General features: G+C 45.4%; 18 protein-coding genes and 1 other annotated feature. Of the genes, 1 reads left to right on the plus strand and 17 read right to left on the minus strand.

The window, feature by feature from the left end:
• Window positions 1-13: 13 nt before the first annotated feature.
• Window positions 14-100, minus strand: a sequence feature (ribosomal protein L21 leader region).
• From MKZ09_RS26940 to MKZ09_RS27000, 13 genes are all read right to left on the minus strand, one after another.
• The gene (locus tag MKZ09_RS26940) at window positions 15-182 is read right to left on the minus strand and encodes a hypothetical protein (protein WP_155288184.1); all 168 of its coding nucleotides are present in this window, start codon (window positions 180-182) and stop codon (window positions 15-17) included. It overlaps the preceding feature by 86 nt.
• A complete protein-coding gene (locus MKZ09_RS26945; protein ID WP_038573035.1) occupies window positions 163-1,404 on the minus strand; it encodes an Rne/Rng family ribonuclease in 1,242 nt (413 codons plus the stop codon). The genes MKZ09_RS26940 and MKZ09_RS26945 overlap by 20 nt, the downstream gene beginning before the upstream one ends.
• A gap of 54 nt (window positions 1,405-1,458) precedes the next feature.
• A complete protein-coding gene (locus MKZ09_RS26950; protein ID WP_076186075.1) occupies window positions 1,459-2,301 on the minus strand; it encodes a M50 family metallopeptidase in 843 nt (280 codons plus the stop codon).
• Complete coding sequence (locus MKZ09_RS26955; RefSeq protein ID WP_076137770.1) at window positions 2,294-3,190, minus strand: M23 family metallopeptidase; 897 nt, start codon at window positions 3,188-3,190, stop codon at window positions 2,294-2,296. Before MKZ09_RS26955 ends, MKZ09_RS26950 begins: the two co-directional genes overlap by 8 nt.
• 201 nt (window positions 3,191-3,391) lie before the next feature.
• The gene (gene minD / locus MKZ09_RS26960) at window positions 3,392-4,186 is read right to left on the minus strand and encodes a septum site-determining protein MinD (RefSeq protein WP_036685156.1); all 795 of its coding nucleotides are present in this window, start codon (window positions 4,184-4,186) and stop codon (window positions 3,392-3,394) included.
• A gap of 5 nt (window positions 4,187-4,191) precedes the next feature.
• Window positions 4,192-4,851: a septum site-determining protein MinC gene (minC, locus tag MKZ09_RS26965; protein ID WP_036685154.1), complete on the minus strand. Its 660-nt coding sequence runs from the start codon at window positions 4,849-4,851 to the stop codon at window positions 4,192-4,194.
• Between the two features lie 79 nt (window positions 4,852-4,930).
• On the minus strand, window positions 4,931-5,461 hold the full coding sequence (gene mreD / locus MKZ09_RS26970; RefSeq protein WP_080742577.1) for a rod shape-determining protein MreD: 531 nt from the start codon (window positions 5,459-5,461) through the stop codon (window positions 4,931-4,933).
• Window positions 5,461-6,339, minus strand: coding sequence for a rod shape-determining protein MreC (gene mreC, locus MKZ09_RS26975; RefSeq protein WP_076137772.1), 879 nt, complete (start codon window positions 6,337-6,339; stop codon window positions 5,461-5,463). The genes mreD and mreC overlap by 1 nt, the downstream gene beginning before the upstream one ends.
• 62 nt (window positions 6,340-6,401) lie before the next feature.
• Window positions 6,402-7,436, minus strand: a complete 1,035-nt coding sequence (locus tag MKZ09_RS26980) for a rod shape-determining protein (RefSeq protein WP_036685150.1) — start codon at window positions 7,434-7,436, stop codon at window positions 6,402-6,404.
• Between the two features lie 38 nt (window positions 7,437-7,474).
• The gene (gene radC, locus MKZ09_RS26985) at window positions 7,475-8,164 is read right to left on the minus strand and encodes a RadC family protein (protein WP_036685147.1); all 690 of its coding nucleotides are present in this window, start codon (window positions 8,162-8,164) and stop codon (window positions 7,475-7,477) included.
• Window positions 8,165-8,189: 25 nt separating this feature from the next.
• Window positions 8,190-8,786, minus strand: coding sequence for a Maf family protein (locus MKZ09_RS26990; RefSeq protein ID WP_036685146.1), 597 nt, complete (start codon window positions 8,784-8,786; stop codon window positions 8,190-8,192).
• A gap of 34 nt (window positions 8,787-8,820) precedes the next feature.
• A complete protein-coding gene (locus MKZ09_RS26995; RefSeq protein ID WP_036685144.1) occupies window positions 8,821-9,066 on the minus strand; it encodes a DUF4321 domain-containing protein in 246 nt (81 codons plus the stop codon).
• A gap of 199 nt (window positions 9,067-9,265) precedes the next feature.
• A complete protein-coding gene (locus MKZ09_RS27000) occupies window positions 9,266-10,504 on the minus strand; it encodes an SPOR domain-containing protein (protein WP_076208348.1) in 1,239 nt (412 codons plus the stop codon).
• A gap of 216 nt (window positions 10,505-10,720) precedes the next feature.
• On the opposite strand from MKZ09_RS27000, the gene MKZ09_RS27005 reads away from it, so the two are divergent.
• Window positions 10,721-11,707, plus strand: a complete 987-nt coding sequence (locus MKZ09_RS27005; protein WP_076208346.1) for a diaminopimelate dehydrogenase — start codon at window positions 10,721-10,723, stop codon at window positions 11,705-11,707.
• A gap of 92 nt (window positions 11,708-11,799) precedes the next feature.
• Here MKZ09_RS27005 and MKZ09_RS27010 read toward each other — a convergent pair whose 3' ends face one another.
• The 4 genes from MKZ09_RS27010 to murC form a co-directional block, all read right to left on the minus strand.
• Window positions 11,800-12,987 (minus strand): glycosyltransferase, encoded by a 1,188-nt coding sequence (locus tag MKZ09_RS27010; protein WP_076208344.1) that lies wholly within the window; start codon window positions 12,985-12,987, stop codon window positions 11,800-11,802.
• A gap of 337 nt (window positions 12,988-13,324) precedes the next feature.
• Window positions 13,325-14,497: a GGDEF domain-containing protein gene (locus MKZ09_RS27015; protein WP_143767395.1), complete on the minus strand. Its 1,173-nt coding sequence runs from the start codon at window positions 14,495-14,497 to the stop codon at window positions 13,325-13,327.
• A gap of 18 nt (window positions 14,498-14,515) precedes the next feature.
• Complete coding sequence (locus tag MKZ09_RS27020; protein WP_076208338.1) at window positions 14,516-15,682, minus strand: GGDEF domain-containing protein; 1,167 nt, start codon at window positions 15,680-15,682, stop codon at window positions 14,516-14,518.
• Window positions 15,683-15,891: 209 nt separating this feature from the next.
• Window positions 15,892-17,268, minus strand: coding sequence for a UDP-N-acetylmuramate--L-alanine ligase (gene murC, locus MKZ09_RS27025; protein ID WP_036685137.1), 1,377 nt, complete (start codon window positions 17,266-17,268; stop codon window positions 15,892-15,894).
• Window positions 17,269-17,271 lie beyond the last annotated feature (3 nt).

Below are 17,271 nucleotides of genomic sequence, written 5' to 3' on the forward strand. Positions count from 1 at the left end.
TTACTTGCACCTCCTCATGTCTCAGACTCGCCTAGTCTAGGTGGCAGAATTCCCGTAGGAACTGCGCTTATGTACCCGATCGGAGCGGTTACAGCATGTGCAGGATCAACTGCATCAAACACATACTTGAAGATAGTATCATACTTATGACTTATCGTCAACTCATTCCAGCCATTCTCCAACTTTTCCGGTTCCCCCGCAGCACTGGCAAATCACAGGCGCAAAGCTGGCTGAATCATGCCTTGCCTTCTTTCTGGTCATCTCGAGCAGCCCGAGTCTTGTCCACCCCAAAATATGTGTTTTGGTGCGATCCTTGCAGATCACTTTCTCTAATCGCTCTGTGACCATCTTGCGGTGAAGCTCTTGTTCCATATCAATAAAATCGACAATAATGATTCCACCAGTATCGCGTAACCGGATCAAACGACCGATCTCCTCAGCTGCGAGCAAATTCGTATTGGTAACCGTTTCTTCAAGCGATGCTCCGCCAATGTATTGAGCGGTGTTGACATCAATTACGGTTAACGCCTCTGTCTCATCCCAGATCATTGTTGCTCCGCCCTCCAGCGTGATTTTGCGGCTGAAGCTCTTGAGCAATTGATCCTGAATACCATAAGCAGCGAAAATAGACTCCGCTCCATTATAAAGACAGACTGGCTTGTACCCTTCAGGAGCCATGTCGTCCAGAAAGGCTGTTGCTTCTCTAGCTGCGGCAGATGAATCAATAATCAACTGATCCCGTTGCGGATTAAAGGCATCTCTTATAAAGCGTTGAACAATACTAAGATCACGATGTAGTAAAGCGGGGGCCTCTACCGTCTGTGCTTTACGTGTAATATTCTCCCATTGGGCACGCAGAAAGGAAAGATCGCCCTCCACAGCTTCATGTGGCTCGTCCTGAGAAACTGTCCGCATGATAAGCCCTTCTTCTTTCATTCGCAGGCGTTCTCCGATTCCTTTGAGACGGCTGCGCTCTGCTTCCCGGCTTATTTTTTTGGAGACACCGACGTATTCTGCAAAGGGCATGTACACCATCCAGCGCCCGGGCAACGTATAATGAGTCGTTACACGTGCGCCTTTTCCGCCGCTCGGCTCTTTCCGCACTTGAACAACAATATCCTGTCCCGGCTGCAAAAGCGTCTCGATAGAGGGCTTCACATCAGGCTGTTTATCCAAATTAGGATGCAATACATCATCAACATATAAAAAAGCATTCTTCTTCTGTCCGATATCAACAAAAGCAGCCTGCATACCTGGAAGTACGTTAATCACACGGCCCTTGTAATAACTGCCGACCAACCCTTGCTGCTGATCGCGTTCAGCCGCGTACTCCACCAGCCTTCCGTTTTCCAGAAGAGCCATTCGGGTAATGTGCTGCGTGCAGTGAACGATCATCTGTTTCATGGCTTCACCTCTGGTTTCGTTCGTTCATTCCTTCACATTCTCTGCATAAATACACTATATTCCGAAGTAGGTTGATATTAAGCGCTGTTCCGGCACAACAGCAACAACATTTCCTTTACCGTTTAACACATAGATAAAATGATATTGATTACGTTTAAATAGACGCAATATATCATCTAAAGGTTTCGCAGATAATGCAACTATTGGACGAGCTACGCTTCCTGTTCGCAAATGATACTCATAAACAGCCTCCCGATTCATCAAAAAAGCAACAAACCGGTACGGTAAATTACGATGGTCGGTGAAATTCGAATACAGCAGAAAAGCTCCGATCATGACCATATTCAGCCTAAGGCCTCCACCCGCTCCAAGAGGCAGCAGCGCATATATAATCACAAGGACACTTGCGGCTACACTCACCCGTCCAGTCCATAACAAAGTGTAGTAATAAGGAAGCACTAAACTAATAGTAGCCTGAAGCACTTTACCTCCGTCAAGCGGCAGCACTGGCACTAGATTAAAAAGTCCAATCATGGCATTGGCATGAATAAAATAGGTCAGAAATTCCTGATTGCCATAACCGGCTTGTTGAAGTCCCAAAGCAATTACGATCATAATTCCATTTTGCAGTGGACCGGCAAGGGCAATTCCGATCTCACGACTGGCTGTAAGCCGCCCATGATCTTCAATAACAGCCACTCCGCCAAACGGAAGAAGCTGAACCGACTTAACTGTAACACCAGCCAAAAGAGCCGCAACGACATGTCCCATTTCATGAATGAAGACAATCGTAAATAAGGTGAGCAGCTCTAGAAATTGTCCCGTGACCACGGAGAATAACATAATGATCACGAACAGTGGATGTAGTGACAGTTCGATACCAAAGATCCTAATCAAACGATACCACTTCTGTAGGATCAATATAAGTCTTGTCTTTCATCACTGCGAAAAATAGTGTTGAAGCTGAGGATACGTCCTTCTCCATCATCCAACCGAGTGAATCCCCGCTCTGCACCCAGTCATCAACCTCCAGCTTGGTGCCGCTCAAATGTCCGTATTCTGCAGTGACACCGCCTGAATGCTGAACAGCAATTCGAATGCCCCCTTCCAGCTCTTTAGAGATGGAGAGAATACGTCCCATGTCTATACTTTTCACCGTCACATTTAAGGTTGAATCGATTTGAGGCATAATTTCCACCCCTTTTAGCGTAGAAGCAAAGGGCTGGACAATGCTCCCAGCTATCGGGGCAGTGAGTTGATGATGAGCGGCCACTTTTTGAGCAGGCTCATCTTTATCCCCAAATATCGGAATGAACGCTGGAGCTCCGTTAAAGTTCTCCTCATACCAGACTCTCACAGCCGTGAAATCCATGTCATTGCTTAACGCATCACTAATAAAAGCTTGCATCTTATACGACCATGGCTGATGTACCGCAAAAATCCCCCACACTGCTCCAAACACAAGAACACTAGCAACAAAGCGCCGAATAAAACCAGCAGTAAAATTTGAGCCTCCACCGCCGTCATCCTCCCAGCCTCCACGACTCTTTTTCCACATCACCTCTGGATCGGGCTCTACAGAGGATTGATCCGCATTCTTAAATCCTGTTCCCCATTCCTTAAAGCTCGTACTCTTATCCGGCATAATAAATAAAGGGGGAGCCTCCGCTATTTCTAGTTCCGGGACTTCCGAAACTCCTGAGACTGCTGAGACTTCCGGGAGTTCCTCCAATAAACTACGAATGCGCTCCTTGCGGCGATTCTTGATATCTGATTTCTGATCCATATTTATCCCTCCGGACGGGCTTGTTTTACTTCCATTTTATGAAGCACGGAAGTCTCTTTAGAACAAGCCCCTGCAAGACAGACCATTTAAATCCCGGAAATGCCATCCATTCATATTTATTCAAAAAAATAAGCCCCACCATAGATTTCTCTACTGGTGGGACCCGTGTATGCTTCTTATAATAGGATTGCTTAGTAAAAATTAAGCCATGCCGAAAAATTTCTTAAGCTTCTTAAATGCTCCCGGTTTGCGGTCAAGCTGCATCAGGGGTACAGCATCACCTAAAATTCGGCGTGCAATATTGCGATAGGCAATAGCAGCTGAAGAATCGGGATTCATAACTGTAGGTTCTCCGTTATTTGCGGCTTTAATGACTAGTTCATCATCCGGAACAATTCCGATAAGATCAATGTTCAGCACCTGTAATATATCCTCAATATCAAGCATATCGCCAGACTTCACAAGACCTGGGCGAATACGGTTTACCACCAATTTCGGCGATTCCACACTCGACTGTTCTAATAGTCCGATTATACGATCGGCATCCCGCACAGCGGCATGCTCTGGTGTGGTAACCACAATCGCTTTATCCGCACCGGCAATCGCATTGCGGAAGCCGTGCTCGATTCCTGCCGGACAATCGATCAGAACATACTCATATTCCTTCTTTAGTTCAAGAATGATATCTCTTACTTGTTCAGGAGAGACAGCCGTTTTATCCTTTGTTTGAGCTGCAGGCAGCATATACAATTCATCAAAGCGCTTGTCTTTAACGAGCGCTTGATTAAGGCGGCAACGTCCTTCTGCTACATCCACAAGATCATAAATAATACGATTCTCAAGCCCCATAACTACATCCAGATTACGCAGTCCAATGTCGGTATCGACGAGACATACTTTTTTGCCCTGCAGTGCAAGTGCGGTTCCAATGTTGGCTGTTGTGGTTGTTTTGCCAACTCCGCCTTTGCCCGAGGTTACGACTATCGCTTCTCCCATGGAGGCTACACCCCTTTAAACACATTTAAATCCTGACGTAATTTGACCAAATTATGAATCTTATCGATCTGCATAGCTCCGTTTGTTAAATATGCAAATTCCATACTGCTTTCACGGGTTTCCCATTCATCGGGCGGACGACTAATAATATCGGCAATTCGCAGCTGCGTTGGAGACATTAAAGAAGCAGCTATAATCGCTTCCTCATTCCCGTCTACTCCAGCATGCGCCATCCCTCTTAGCGAACCTAGTATATAAATATCGCCTGAACAGGTTATGGTCCCCCCAGGGTTCACATCCCCCAGATATAGAAGATTTCCGTTATGGTGCAGCACCTGGCCGGAACGTAGAATTCCGCTCATCAAAAACAATGCGTCATTATCCTCACTGCCGGGCGCTGGAAGCGCCTCTATAGATCGAATCAACAGATTTCCCTGTCCCTTAAGAATCTCCAGCACAGCTTCCTTGTCTTCCTCAGTTACGGTACGATTGCCCAGCTTTATGTCCACATGTACAATCGGTCCAGTTAAAATATTTTGATGGCTGTGCTCCAGCTTATAGCGAAGCTCGCTCAGAAGATCTTCAAAGGGACATTTGTCGTCTAGCAGGAATATCAGGCCATCCTTGATGCCCTTAATCCTTACATGCTTGGATTTTACTGTCATATGCCTGGCCCCCTATCCTCATTCATTCGTGCCGGGCCCCTTAAATTCCTGCTTTGTATAGAAAGAAAATAGAAGCTCTTTAAGCCGCTTCTTCCTTATTCGTTTCTTTCTTGATTAGCTCAAGCTGGCGCCGAACCGGTATGTAAAAGAGTAGCCCGATGGCAAAATGGAAAAGCATCGTCGGCAGCATGTGATTCAAAATCGCCCAGCTATAAGGTTCTTGATTAAGATTAAATACACTATAGATACCAAATAGTATACTATCCTCAAGTAGACTTCCAAGCAGAACCACAGTCATCATAAGGGGCAGCGGAGCACGCGGAATCTGAAATAAAAGGCCGATTAAATAAGCCGACAATCCCATCGCAAAAGAGTGTGCTCCAAGAATTCTGCCGTAAAAAACGACATCATGCAGCATTCCAAAACATAATCCCAATATAAGTGCTGTATGCCGATGATGATAAATAGTCACGAACAATAACACTACAAAAACCAGATTCGGAATGATTCGCATCTGCCACACATCTGGAATCAGCCAAGGTAAGATGGTTCCCTCTACAATAAATAAGAGGAACAGTAACAGAACAAGAACTGATCTGCGCATATTCACTATTCAGCACGCTCCTCCGTAAACACAACAATCAACTGCTTCCAGTCCTGAAATTCTGCTGAAGGCTTAATCACTGCTGTGGAGGTTAATCCAAATTCACCAACATCGACGCTTTCAACTGTGCCTATTGTCAATCCCCTTGGATATAACCCTCCAATGCCGGAAGACAGAATAGTATCCTTCGCTGCAATAGGATCACCCGGTGGAATCTTAGTCATCAGCAGTCTGTTCGTCTCTGGATTATAACTCTCAATCATCCCAAAGGATTTACCCTCTTTATTTAAGGCAGTTGCCGCAATAGGCGGCTGGGAATTAGGATCATTGGTGTCCATCATTGTCATTAGCTTCACCGTGGAGGTGAAATTGCTCACCTTACTGATAACACCAACTAGACCATCCACTGAAATTACGGACATATTAGGTCTAACCCCATCTTTGGAGCCCAAATCGATAACAATCGTACTATTGCTTGGCTCTGTTGTCTGGCTAATTACCTGTGCAATACGATATTCATATTTATACAATTTCTTCTGTTCTTCAGTGAAATTCCAATTTTTCTCCAACTCGTCATTCCGCGCCTTGACGAAATTATACTGGGCTTTATCACGTGCATACTGGGCAGCCATAATTTTAAGCTGTTCATTTTCTTTAGCAAGATCACTCAGATTTCCAATATCTTCAAACAAGCCCGCTACATATCCAGCGGGCTTGTAGAACATTTTTTGCACGAAACCAGTCGAATCTCTGAGAAAGTTCTCCGGCCAGGACAAGTTTTTCCTTGTTGCCAAGCTGAAGCCCATTACCACAATGAACAGCACCAGTGTAATCAACAGAATAAACAGACGTTTATTGCTTAAGAGTTTAAACAGTTTCAACACCCTCTAACAACAGTATTTCTCCCATAACAGGGGTTGACTTACACAAGTGGTAGAACATCATCTTATCTCTTCGAACGAAGACTGGATCCGCTGCGGCTCTTGAACAAATGAATGTTCTCAAGTGCCTTACCGGTTCCAATAGCTACACAGTCCAGTGGATTCTCAGCAACAATAACCGGCATTCCCGTCTCACGTGCAAGCAGCTTATCCAAGTTGCGAAGCAAGGCTCCCCCACCTGTCAAAACAATTCCACGATCCATAATATCTGCTGCAAGCTCTGGCGGACATTTTTCCAATGTTACTTTAACCGCTTCAATAATAGCATTCACTGTGTCAGACAAAGCTTCACAGATTTCATCAGAAGTAATTGTAAGTGTTTTTGGCAGACCTGTTACGAGATCACGGCCGCGAATTTCCATGGTTTCAGCCTTTTCAAGAGGAAGGGCCGAGCCAACATCCATTTTGAGCTGCTCCGAAGTACGTTCACCGATCATCAGATTGTATTGACGTTTGATGTATTGAATGATGGACTCATCCGCTTCATCACCTGCAACACGCACTGATCGGCTAGTAACAATACCGCCGAGCGAGATTACAGCAACTTCAGTTGTACCTCCACCGATATCTACAACCATACTACCTGTAGGCTCCCATACTGGCAGATCCGCACCGATAGCAGCAGCAAAAGGTTCTTCGATAATGTAAGCTTCGCGAGCGCCAGCTTGTTTGGTAGCATCTTCTACCGCACGTTGCTCTACAGCAGTAATGCCAGATGGTACGCAGACCATTACATTAGGGTGACGCTGGAACATAGAACGCTGTTTCTGTGCTTGACGAATAAAATATTTAATCATCGTAGCCGTTGTATCAAAATCAGCGATAACGCCATCTTTCATCGGACGGATCGCACGGATATTTCCAGGTGTACGACCGATCATTTTTTTGGCGGATTCACCCACGGCTTCAATCGTCTTAGTATCAGTGTTAATGGCTACAACGGAAGGCTCTCTTACAACAACGCCCTTACCGCGTACGTAGACAAGCGTATTCGCTGTCCCCAAGTCAATTCCTAAATCTTTTGTGAAACCACCCAACATGCTAATTTCTCCTTTTCCTAAGTAAATCTACATTTATATTACATATGTCCTTTTTCTTTCAAGCTTACGAAACTGCTATCTCCGATAATTAGATGGTCCAGCACATCTATTCCGATAATCTCACCTGCCTGAAGCAATCTAGCGGTTAGTGAAATATCTTCTGGACTAGGTGTTGGATCACCACTAGGATGATTGTGCGCGCATATAATAGAGGCGCTACTGCATTTTATAGCTGCTCTGAATACCTCACGAGGATGAACGATCGAAGCATTCAGGCTGCCCATGGACAATGTTTCTTGTCCAATCACATGATTCTTCGTGTTCAGAAACAGACAGACAAAATGCTCCTTTTGCAAATAACGCAATTGCTCAGTCAGAATCTCTGCAGCGTCCCCAGGACAGCGGATAATGACCGGCATATTGAACCTGGAATTCGCAAGGCGCCTTCCCAGTTCGATGCCTGCTTTTAGTTGTACGGCCTTGGCAGGACCGATACCGTTGATTTTGGTCAGTTCTTCGATGCTAAGGTCAACTAGCCCACGCAGGCCACCGATCTTCCCCAGCATCTGCTGTGCAATATGAATAGCCGACTCGCGGCGTGTTCCCGTACGCAGCAGAATGGCTAACAACTCCGCTTGACTTAATGATTCCGCCCCATAATGCATCATGCGCTCTCTAGGTCGTTCTTCATGGGGGAGGTCCCGCAGCATAATTGGTTGCGACTCCATCCCTATCCCTCTTTCCCCAGGCTTCCTACCGGCTCAATACAGTTATACCGAACTCGGATAGCATTTCGCCAAGAAGCGACAAAGGCAATCCGACTACATTGAAATAACAGCCTTCAATTCGTTCCACCAAAATGGACCCAAGTCCTTGTATCGCATATGAGCCAGCCTTATCAGCAGGCTCTCCCGTAGCAATATAAGCAGCAATTTCCTCTTCAGTCATTGCCCTCATCGTTACGGAAGTAACACGGTGCTCCACTATAGTCTTCCCATTCGGGAGTCCGAGGCAGGCTACACCCGTGTATACCTTATGAGTTCGGCCCTGAAGTCTGGTAAGCATCGCTTTGCTGTCCAGCTTGTCCACCGGTTTGCCTAGCACAGTATTATCTAATACAACAATTGTGTCGCTTCCTATAATGACTGCGTTACGCTCTCCGGCTGCAGCTACTACGGCTTCTGCTTTTCGCAAAGCTAGACTGCGCACGATTCTCTCCGGCGTCCAATCCGGCGGTGTGCTCTCATCAGCTTCGCTGGTAATGACCTCAAAGGGCAAACCCAGTAAGGATAACAGCTCACGTCGACGCGGTGAACCTGAGGCTAGAATAATGAGTGGTGAGTTGTCCACGTTGTAAACGTCCCTTCTTGCTCAGTAACGAGAGTTACAGTCTGCGGTACAGCCATACAGCTGTAATAATACCGGCGAGACTAAGCATGCACAATTTCAAATGAATAGTGATGTCATAGGTTATGATGTCTAAATCGGCTCGCGGAGACCATTTGAGCACAGTCGATGTTGTTAGAAAAGACAGAGCCTTTACGGGCTGCAGCAGCTTGGCGATCCAGGCTCCAGCCAGCCAGCCTAGAATTAGAAATAACAGCAGTGTTCCTACATTTTTCTTCTTCATCTCAGTCTTCCCTCGCCATTTTTTGACACCCTAATTATTATACGGTGAAACGGTGATCAATACAAACGTAAAATCCCCTACGGTAATGTTTACCACCTTTTGCCCTAAAAGTTGCGGAACGATACCCTTCTCCGAAAAAAACAACAAGCCCCCAATTCCCCGGAGACTTGCTGTTATTTTGAACCCGCAATCCAAGCATTCAATTCATAGCAGACAGCAGCTGTTTTTGGCTGGTCAAGAAGCTCAGCATGGACTCCTGCACTTCCCAAAGCAGGGCTTGCGCCTTGTTCTTGTTATATTCACTCAGTGCTGAAATTCCTTGGCTCATAGATTTCTCTAGCGCTGCGCAAATGCTTTTGGCTTCAGGCGTTATGCCTTGCTCCAGAGCTTTAACAGCTTCACTCCATTGGAGATGAAGATCACTCACAGCTGAGGTATTAGCTGCCGCATCCGTTTGCCCGTCACTGAGTAACGAAGCAGATTGACTGCTTAGTTCACTGAGCAACTGTCCACTCACCGCAAAATAACTATTCACAGCCTCCGCATTTCCGGCAAATCCTAATCGTTCCACTCCGGGAAGCTCCACCTCTCTCACATAAAGCTCAATCCCTTGATTCTTCAGACCACTGCTGAGCAGCTTAGCTTGTTCACGGTCAGAGGACATTCCGGCATATACACGATTTCCGTCAGCAGGGTCTAAGCCCGCAGCCAAGCCAGCGTCCAACAGCTCTTGTCTAGCTTGTTCCGCGCCTGCCGGCGTACTGAATACGCCATACTGCAGCAGGTAGTAGCTTTGCGCAGCCACTTGAACAGGAATACTGTTTTTGCCGGCATCATCTGTGCCCGTAACCGGCAATCCCGAGGTTCCTACACCTGCTGGATCATTAGCTCCGGAAGTCTGCCCTGAAGTAGCCAATGTATCTGTTATCCCGGTTCCTGAACTACTGTCCATGTTTCCTCCATAAAAAAAGGAAAGCGCCGCATACCCAAGCAGTAGACCTGTGCCGATCGCCCCCACCACAGACAGGGATAATTTCCACCAATACGATGGGCGACGAGTATGGTATGAGCCTCCATAACTTCCCGTGTAAACCTCTGCTGATTTATCTCTGTCATCCAGTACCAAATCTGAAAGCAGATACGATTGCTGCGTATTTCTGAAATCTCTATCCTGTTCGTCCCATTCTTGCTGGCGTGGATCTACAGTTCCTGAGTAGTAGTCGTAAGCATCCTCCGGTGGTGCCTCACGCGTAGAGCGTAAATTAGGTTCATGCACCCAAGTATGCTGCTGTGCTGGACCGACCTCCTTGCGCAACTCCTCTGCATATTCTTCAGCTGTGCCCAGTCCGCCACTGGACCAGCGCTCCACTACCTGCGGTTTTGGCTTAGGCTCGTCCTTATTCACGTCAAATCGGAATGTCATTCTTCCGTTATTCAACAGTAACACCTCACCTCATCTAATCTATATGGAAATATATGATAGACAATAGAGAGATATGCTATTTTTATAGCCAAATGAATAATGAAAGTTATACGGATTCAGTTTACATTACATGTAACTTTTATATACTATATAAAAAGAGCTAAAAGTGTACACTATACTAGTTAAGCTAGAAATAGGATTTTAGTTCATTACAGTTTAGGAGGGCTTTTTCTGAAACAAAAAATTCAAGCAGCAATTGTGGGCTACGGTAATTTAGGAAAAGGTGTACGTAAGGCTATTAACCAAAGTGAAGATATCGAGCTGGTTGCGATCTTTACGCGCAGAGAGCCTGGACAACTGGAAGCCGGTGAAACCGGTGTGAAATTCGAGCATATCTCTGCCGTCGAACAATATAAGGGAAAAGTGGATGTTATGATTCTGTGCGGAGGATCGGCTACCGACCTGCCAGAACAGACACCAGCTATTGCCCGGATGTTTAATACCGTGGACAGCTTTGACACTCATGCCAAAATCCCTGAGTTCTTTGCGACCGTTGATGCCGCAGCTAAACAAGGCGGAACACTCAGCGTAATTTCTACGGGCTGGGATCCAGGCCTGTTCTCCATGAACCGTCTGCTAGCTGAAGCTATTCTGCCACAAGGTAAAGAATATACTTTCTGGGGTAAAGGCGTCAGCCAAGGTCACTCCGATGCCATTCGCAGAGTAGAAGGCGTTAAAGGTGGCGTACAATATACGGTTCCAGTACAAGAGGTTATCGAGGCCATCCGTGCGGGTGAAACACCAGAACTTACTACTCGTGAAAAACATCTTAGAGAGTGTTTTGTAGTAGCTGAGGCAGGTGCGGATCAAGAGCGTATTCGCGAAGAAATCGTGAATATGCCGAACTATTTTGCAGATTATGATACTACGGTTACTTTCATCACTGAAGAAGAACTGGCAGCTCAGCACAGCGGTATTCCGCACGGCGGGTTCGTTATTCGCAGTGGTGTAACAGGAGAAGGCACGAAACAAATTGTTGAATTCGGTCTGAAGCTGGAAAGCAATCCTGAATTTACAGCTAGTGTGCTTGTGGCTTATGCCAGAGCTGCTCAGCGTATGAGTCAAGAAGGTCAAAAAGGAGCGCGTACTGTTTTCGATATTCCACTTGGGATGTTGTCTCCAAAATCACCAGAAGAACTGCGCCGCAACTTGCTCTAAAATCCTGTCAACAAATAACCCGCGTAGGACTTTGAATGGTCCTCGCGGGTTATTTGTTGTCAAGAGCGGCAAGCAGCATGTCTGACAACCCTCTATACAAGACTAAGAATCTTACTCTTAACATGATTCATTTCGTAATTTTTCAACAAAGTCTCATGCGCACGATCCGCAATAATGGCGCCAAGCTCAGGATTTTTCAGTAAATTCAGTACACTTCCAACCACCTCAACCGAGGTATTAGCCAGCAAAATATTTCGGTTATGCTCACAATTCAGCTTCTCACACATGATAGAGCTAGTAACCACCGGCGTTTTAAGCGCCCAGGATTCCAGTATATTTCTAGAAACTTCGCAGCCTTCAAGGATAGGCACCAGAACAGCTTTAGACCGTCGTATGTATTCAGTAGAGGAATTTACAGGTCCAGTGACTATGACCGATTCATCTTCCTTAATCAAAGTCATGACCTCCGGGTGAACCTCTGAGCCGATAATATAACTTTTGATATCGGGCACTTGCTCCTTAATCATGGGATAGGTTTTTTTAAAGAATACTCGGGCTGCATCTATTCCCAGTCTCATATTCATATTCCAGTGCAGCACAATTGAATTTTCTTTAGTCACAGGCTCTGCAAAAGTCTCGTACTCATTCATCTTGATGAAATGAGGGACAACATGAACCTTACGGGCATCGGCAAATGATAGAGATTTGAACGCTAGTGCATCCCATTCCGAGGTTGCTAAAAGTAGACCCGTTTTATTCATTATTCGCCGTTTATTCCTACGATCCCATGCGGCATTGAGTTTATTATAGGGATTCTTCCTGCTTAACTTCCCTGTCTCTCCGGCAGATCCTCCGCTTCCGTTTGCAAAACTATAGGTATCTGTGATCACACTGGCTTCTGGAAGCAAGCTCCGCACCATATCAATACATTTTCCCAGTAGGACATGCGATATAAATACATGCTTATAATTATTGGAACGGCAAAGCTCCAAAATAGTGTTTTTCATATCTTTATCTATATGACTTAAATTCGAGAAATTCCGCAGTTTATGTAAGGGGCGCAGCATTGGCCTCCAGGTCGTATAATCTTCGTTAATGTTATGAACCGTAAGTGCCGTCCGCTCATTTATAGACACGGTTTGGTTGGCACTGCCGTACGTCAGCAAATCTATATCAAATTTCCCAAGCAAAATCTCGAGAATACTCCCTGTTCTCATTTCTCCTTCTAGATCCTCTGCGCTTTGATTCTGGGCTGATAGGAACAGCATTCTTTCTCGCATGACTCTGGCTCCTTGTATTTTGTAATAAAAACCCCCATCTACTAACTGAAACTTTAGATGCAGTTCAATAGTAACTCATTTCACATAAAAGTTTTGTCGATTTATAGGAGAAGTCTAAAATTTTTTAAGTTTTTTTCTGAGTTTCCAAAATTCTATCACGATTTCCCCTTATAAAACGCCACATTTTCTAAAAAATAGATTAAAACCCCCTTTTTCACGCCATACATAATCATGAATTGCTCTATGGATAGAAATTGTAATCGTTAGGTAATATGTACTACGCCTCTTTGCATACAAAAAAAGCGTCTCCCTCGCTTATTGTCGAAAGGAAGACACTTTAGTTGTCATAACTTCTAACTACACAGTTCCGGCCCTTCTTCTTAGCCTGATACAATGCAGTGTCACTAAGTTTGTAAAGAGTGTTCAATGAGTATCGTTCACCTGAATCCACTGTGATGACGCCAATACTTATCGTGTAATGCAAGGGTACACCATGAATGACCGCCCCTGTAACCGCTGTGCGCATCCGCTCTGCAATCATATCACTGTTTTGTTCATCGGCTCTATGCAGCAGAACAGTGAACTCCTCACCACCGAATCTTCCGAACAGATCGCCATTGCCAAGCTGCTGTTTTATTTTATGAGCCAGATCCTTCAGAACGTGGTCGCCGGTATTGTGGCCGTAGGTATCGTTTATGCGTTTAAAGTGATCCACATCCAGCAGTAAAAAAGAATATGGCAACTTCTTCATTGCTAAGGCAGCTATTAAAGGCCGGGCGCGCTGTACAAAGGATCTGCGATTCAAAATACCTGTCAACACATCATAAGTGGCCACCCGCTCCAATTCCGTGAAGGAATCCTCCCTATATAGCAGCATGATGCCTGCAGTTCCTAAGAACATAAGCAAATAAATCCCCAGATAAAAAAATATCTGCAGCCAGTGAGAGGTCTGTGCATTCCATCCTAACATCGAATAAAACGGTTCAAGTCCCTTGCTGACCAGCGCTAAAATTACAACAAAGTACAACAGTCCTATGGTTCGCTGGAGAGAGGTCTCTCTAATCTTCACAGCTAATATGTAAGCAGGCAAAGCTAGGATCATAATCCCAAATAGACAAGTTGCAGCCATAACGAACCGCTCATCTGGCATAATTAAATGCAGCAGCACTACGATGACAATGGATACTCCGAACAGGATCGTATAATATCGTTCACCCCTACTCCCAAAAACTCTGAGAAGCATCAGAAGCGCTAAGCTTTCCAGCGTACCTCCAGCTAAAGCAAGCAGCATACTGATAGGAATGGGAAGTCGTGAGTCTGTGAAATCATTCAGCAAAAGGAGAATTAAAGCTGCCAGCTGCAAATATTTTGCCGTGACAAACAGGGTAGAAGTCCGTTCCTGCGCGTAACGCAAACGATAGACAACAATAAGCAATACCGTAAAGGATTGCCACATAAAGAGGCAGACCAGCAGTGTCTTGAGATCCAGATGCATGTTAGTGAATTTCACCCCCTGTATTCTCCAAGCTCAATAAATATAATTGTATCTGATCACTCGGTTTCTTCCTTCTTGTTTGGCTTGGTATAACGCTTTATCGCTCAGCTTGTACAGCTTATTTATCCAGATCTCCTGATCCGGCATGATTGTAATTACACCTATACTAACTGTATAGCCTTGTAAGAGTTTTTGTGTAGGCGTCTTCATTACTGCCTTTCGTAACACTTCAGCTTTCCGGTCACAGCCAGCTTCATCCAGCCCGCAAAGTATAACTGCAAATTCCTCGCCGCCAAGCCTGCCAAATAAATCGCTGTTTTCGAGGTTGTCCTTAATCGTCAATGCGAATTCTTCCAGAACAACATCGCCGGTATCATGGCCGTATGTATCATTGATTTCTTTGAAATGATCCAAATCCAGCAGCATAAACGAAAAGTACTCTTGCTCAGCAACTGCCTTCTCAAGCCGTACTTCAGCTTCCTCAAGAAATGCTCCACGGTTAAGGATTCCAGTCAAATCATCGTAGCTAGCGATTCGTTTCAGTTTTACAAAGGAATGCTCGTTAGAAAGTAGAATAAAGCCTGCGGCTCCCACAATCAACAATAAATACATCCCCAGATAATATAAATACTGCGAAAGATTAGTTGTGAACACGTTCATCTCTGGCTCCCAAATCAATGCAACAATCGCGCGGAGCAGCATAATCCCTGCAAAAGCGTAAAACAATATTCCGAGTATCTTCTGAAGAGGCGTGCCTTTGGGGTTCACCGTGAGGTGGTAAGCCGGATAGACAATAAACAGTATCGACCATAGTGAGGTACAGGCTATGCGCCAGCTGGAATGATGAAAGAAGATCGCAACAATACTAAAAGTAATCGAACTAAGTATGGAAAGCGTTATGTAATACAACTTTATCCGCTGCCCAAGGATTCCCATCATCAGTAGTAAAGCAATAATCTCCAGACAGCAGCCTAAAAGAATCAAAGCGTTGCTAAGTGGAATGGATAAAGCGCGGGGGATATGACCCCATAATAATAATGAACACCAGAAGAGCAGCTGCACCGCCTTGGAGCGTATGAATAAGGTGGATGCCCTGTCTTTAGGAGCGCCCCTCCGGTAATTGGTTATCAGCAGCAATATAAATAGATTTCCAAAAATAAATAAATACACTAACGTTTTGATATCAAGCTGGGAGTCCATGAGTCACCACCTACACGGAAAAATTGATCCTCTACTGACAGCACTATAGCACTCAATGGCTGGTTCAGCAAATACCCTATTTATTTCATTTTTTAGATTGTACATACACTGCTTAAGTATACAAAAAAGCACTTCCCCCTGCACGGAGCTCGGGGGGAAGTGCTATGGTCAAGAGAATATGAATATTCTCGTGTAGGCCTGTGTTTGTATTAACGCTTCTTCAAGCCGTCCGCCAATGCGTATCCAACCTTCCAGATATCGCCTGCGCCCATCGTAATCACCAGATCACCTGGGGCAATACGAGGTTTCAGATCAGCAAGCACATCTTCTTTGGTTGGCAGATGTCTTGCACCGGCGTTACTGTTCTGCACAATAAGCTCAACCAGCTTCGCAGATGTAACCCCTTCAATCTGCTTCTCACCTGCCGGAGAGTAGATGTCGGTGATGATCACCTCATCTGCTTCGCTAAAGGCACGGCTGAAGGCATCTAGCAGGAAGAACGTACGTGTATACCGCTGAGGCTGGAATACGGCAATAATCCGTTTCCCCGTTGCCTTAGCAGCACTGATTGTCGCCTGAATTTCAGTTGGGTGATGCGCATAATCATCGATGACCAGAATGTCATCGACTTCTCCGAGCACTTGAAAACGGCGCTTCGCACCATGGAATTTCACAATCGCCTCAGCGATTTTTTCAAAAGAGATTCCTGATTTCAAACAAGCGATAACCGCAGCCATTGAATTATACAGATTGTACTGGCCTGGCACGGATAGTTCAATTTGTCCCAATACTACGCCATTATGGTTCATCGTATATGAAACCTGACGGTCGCCAAGAACGATGTCTGTTGCAATATAATCTGCAGTCTTCGACTTGATGCCGTAAGTAATCACCTTACCTGACACTTCAGGCAATAAAGAAATCACGTTCTCGTCATCTGCACACACAATCGCAGTGCCGTCTTCACGGGTCTGGTTCATAAACTGTACGTAAGCAGCCTTGAGACGGTTAAAATCTCCGCCGTAGTTCTCCAAGTGATCTGCTTCCACATTCGTGACAATTCCAAGCCAAGGGTGATAGTGCAAGAAAGAGCCATCGCTCTCATCCGCTTCCGCCACTACATAATCGCCTTGTCCTGCCTTTGCATTCGTACCGACGTTCATAATCTCTCCGCCAATAATATACGTAGGATCAACTTCACACTCTTCCATTACAAGTGCGATCATAGAGGATGTAGTTGTTTTACCATGCGCTCCGGCAACGGCTACCCCTTTACGTTCGTTCAATAAACGGGCTAACATTTGTGAGCGGTGCAGAATTGGAATCTTAAGACGCTCTGCTTCCACCCATTCCACATTATCGCTGGACAAAGCCGTAGAGTACACGACCAGATCCGCACCTTTTACTTGTTCTGCTGTATGCCCAATATAAATCTTGGCACCTTTAGCAATCAATTTATCCGTCAATTCTTGGGCAGCCACATCGGAGCCCGTAACCGTATATCCCATTTCTAGCATTACTCGGGCAATCGCGCTCATACCGTAGCCGCCGATCCCTATAAAATGCACACGTTCAGTAGTATCCAACAG

Source organism: Paenibacillus sp. FSL R5-0908 (assembly GCF_038006245.1).
Lineage (GTDB): Bacteria > Bacillota > Bacilli > Paenibacillales > Paenibacillaceae > Paenibacillus_AQ > Paenibacillus_AQ odorifer.

What these genes read in the sequence shown, in the direction of transcription:
- radC (WP_036685147.1), bottom strand. Translation starts at nt 8,164, where the DNA reads ATGGAGTCGCAACCAATTATGCTGCGGGACCTCCCCCATGAAGAACGA.
- MKZ09_RS27020 (WP_076208338.1), bottom strand. Translation starts at nt 15,682, where the DNA reads ATGGACTCCCAGCTTGATATCAAAACGTTAGTGTATTTATTTATTTTT.
- MKZ09_RS27010 (WP_076208344.1), bottom strand. Translation starts at nt 12,987, where the DNA reads ATGCGAGAAAGAATGCTGTTCCTATCAGCCCAGAATCAAAGCGCAGAG.
- MKZ09_RS26995 (WP_036685144.1), bottom strand. Translation starts at nt 9,066, where the DNA reads ATGAAGAAGAAAAATGTAGGAACACTGCTGTTATTTCTAATTCTAGGC.
- MKZ09_RS26945 (WP_038573035.1), bottom strand. Translation starts at nt 1,404, where the DNA reads ATGAAACAGATGATCGTTCACTGCACGCAGCACATTACCCGAATGGCT.
- minC (WP_036685154.1), bottom strand. Translation starts at nt 4,851, where the DNA reads ATGACAGTAAAATCCAAGCATGTAAGGATTAAGGGCATCAAGGATGGC.
- MKZ09_RS26955 (WP_076137770.1), bottom strand. Translation starts at nt 3,190, where the DNA reads ATGGATCAGAAATCAGATATCAAGAATCGCCGCAAGGAGCGCATTCGT.
- minD (WP_036685156.1), bottom strand. Translation starts at nt 4,186, where the DNA reads ATGGGAGAAGCGATAGTCGTAACCTCGGGCAAAGGCGGAGTTGGCAAA.
- MKZ09_RS26980 (WP_036685150.1), bottom strand. Translation starts at nt 7,436, where the DNA reads ATGTTGGGTGGTTTCACAAAAGATTTAGGAATTGACTTGGGGACAGCG.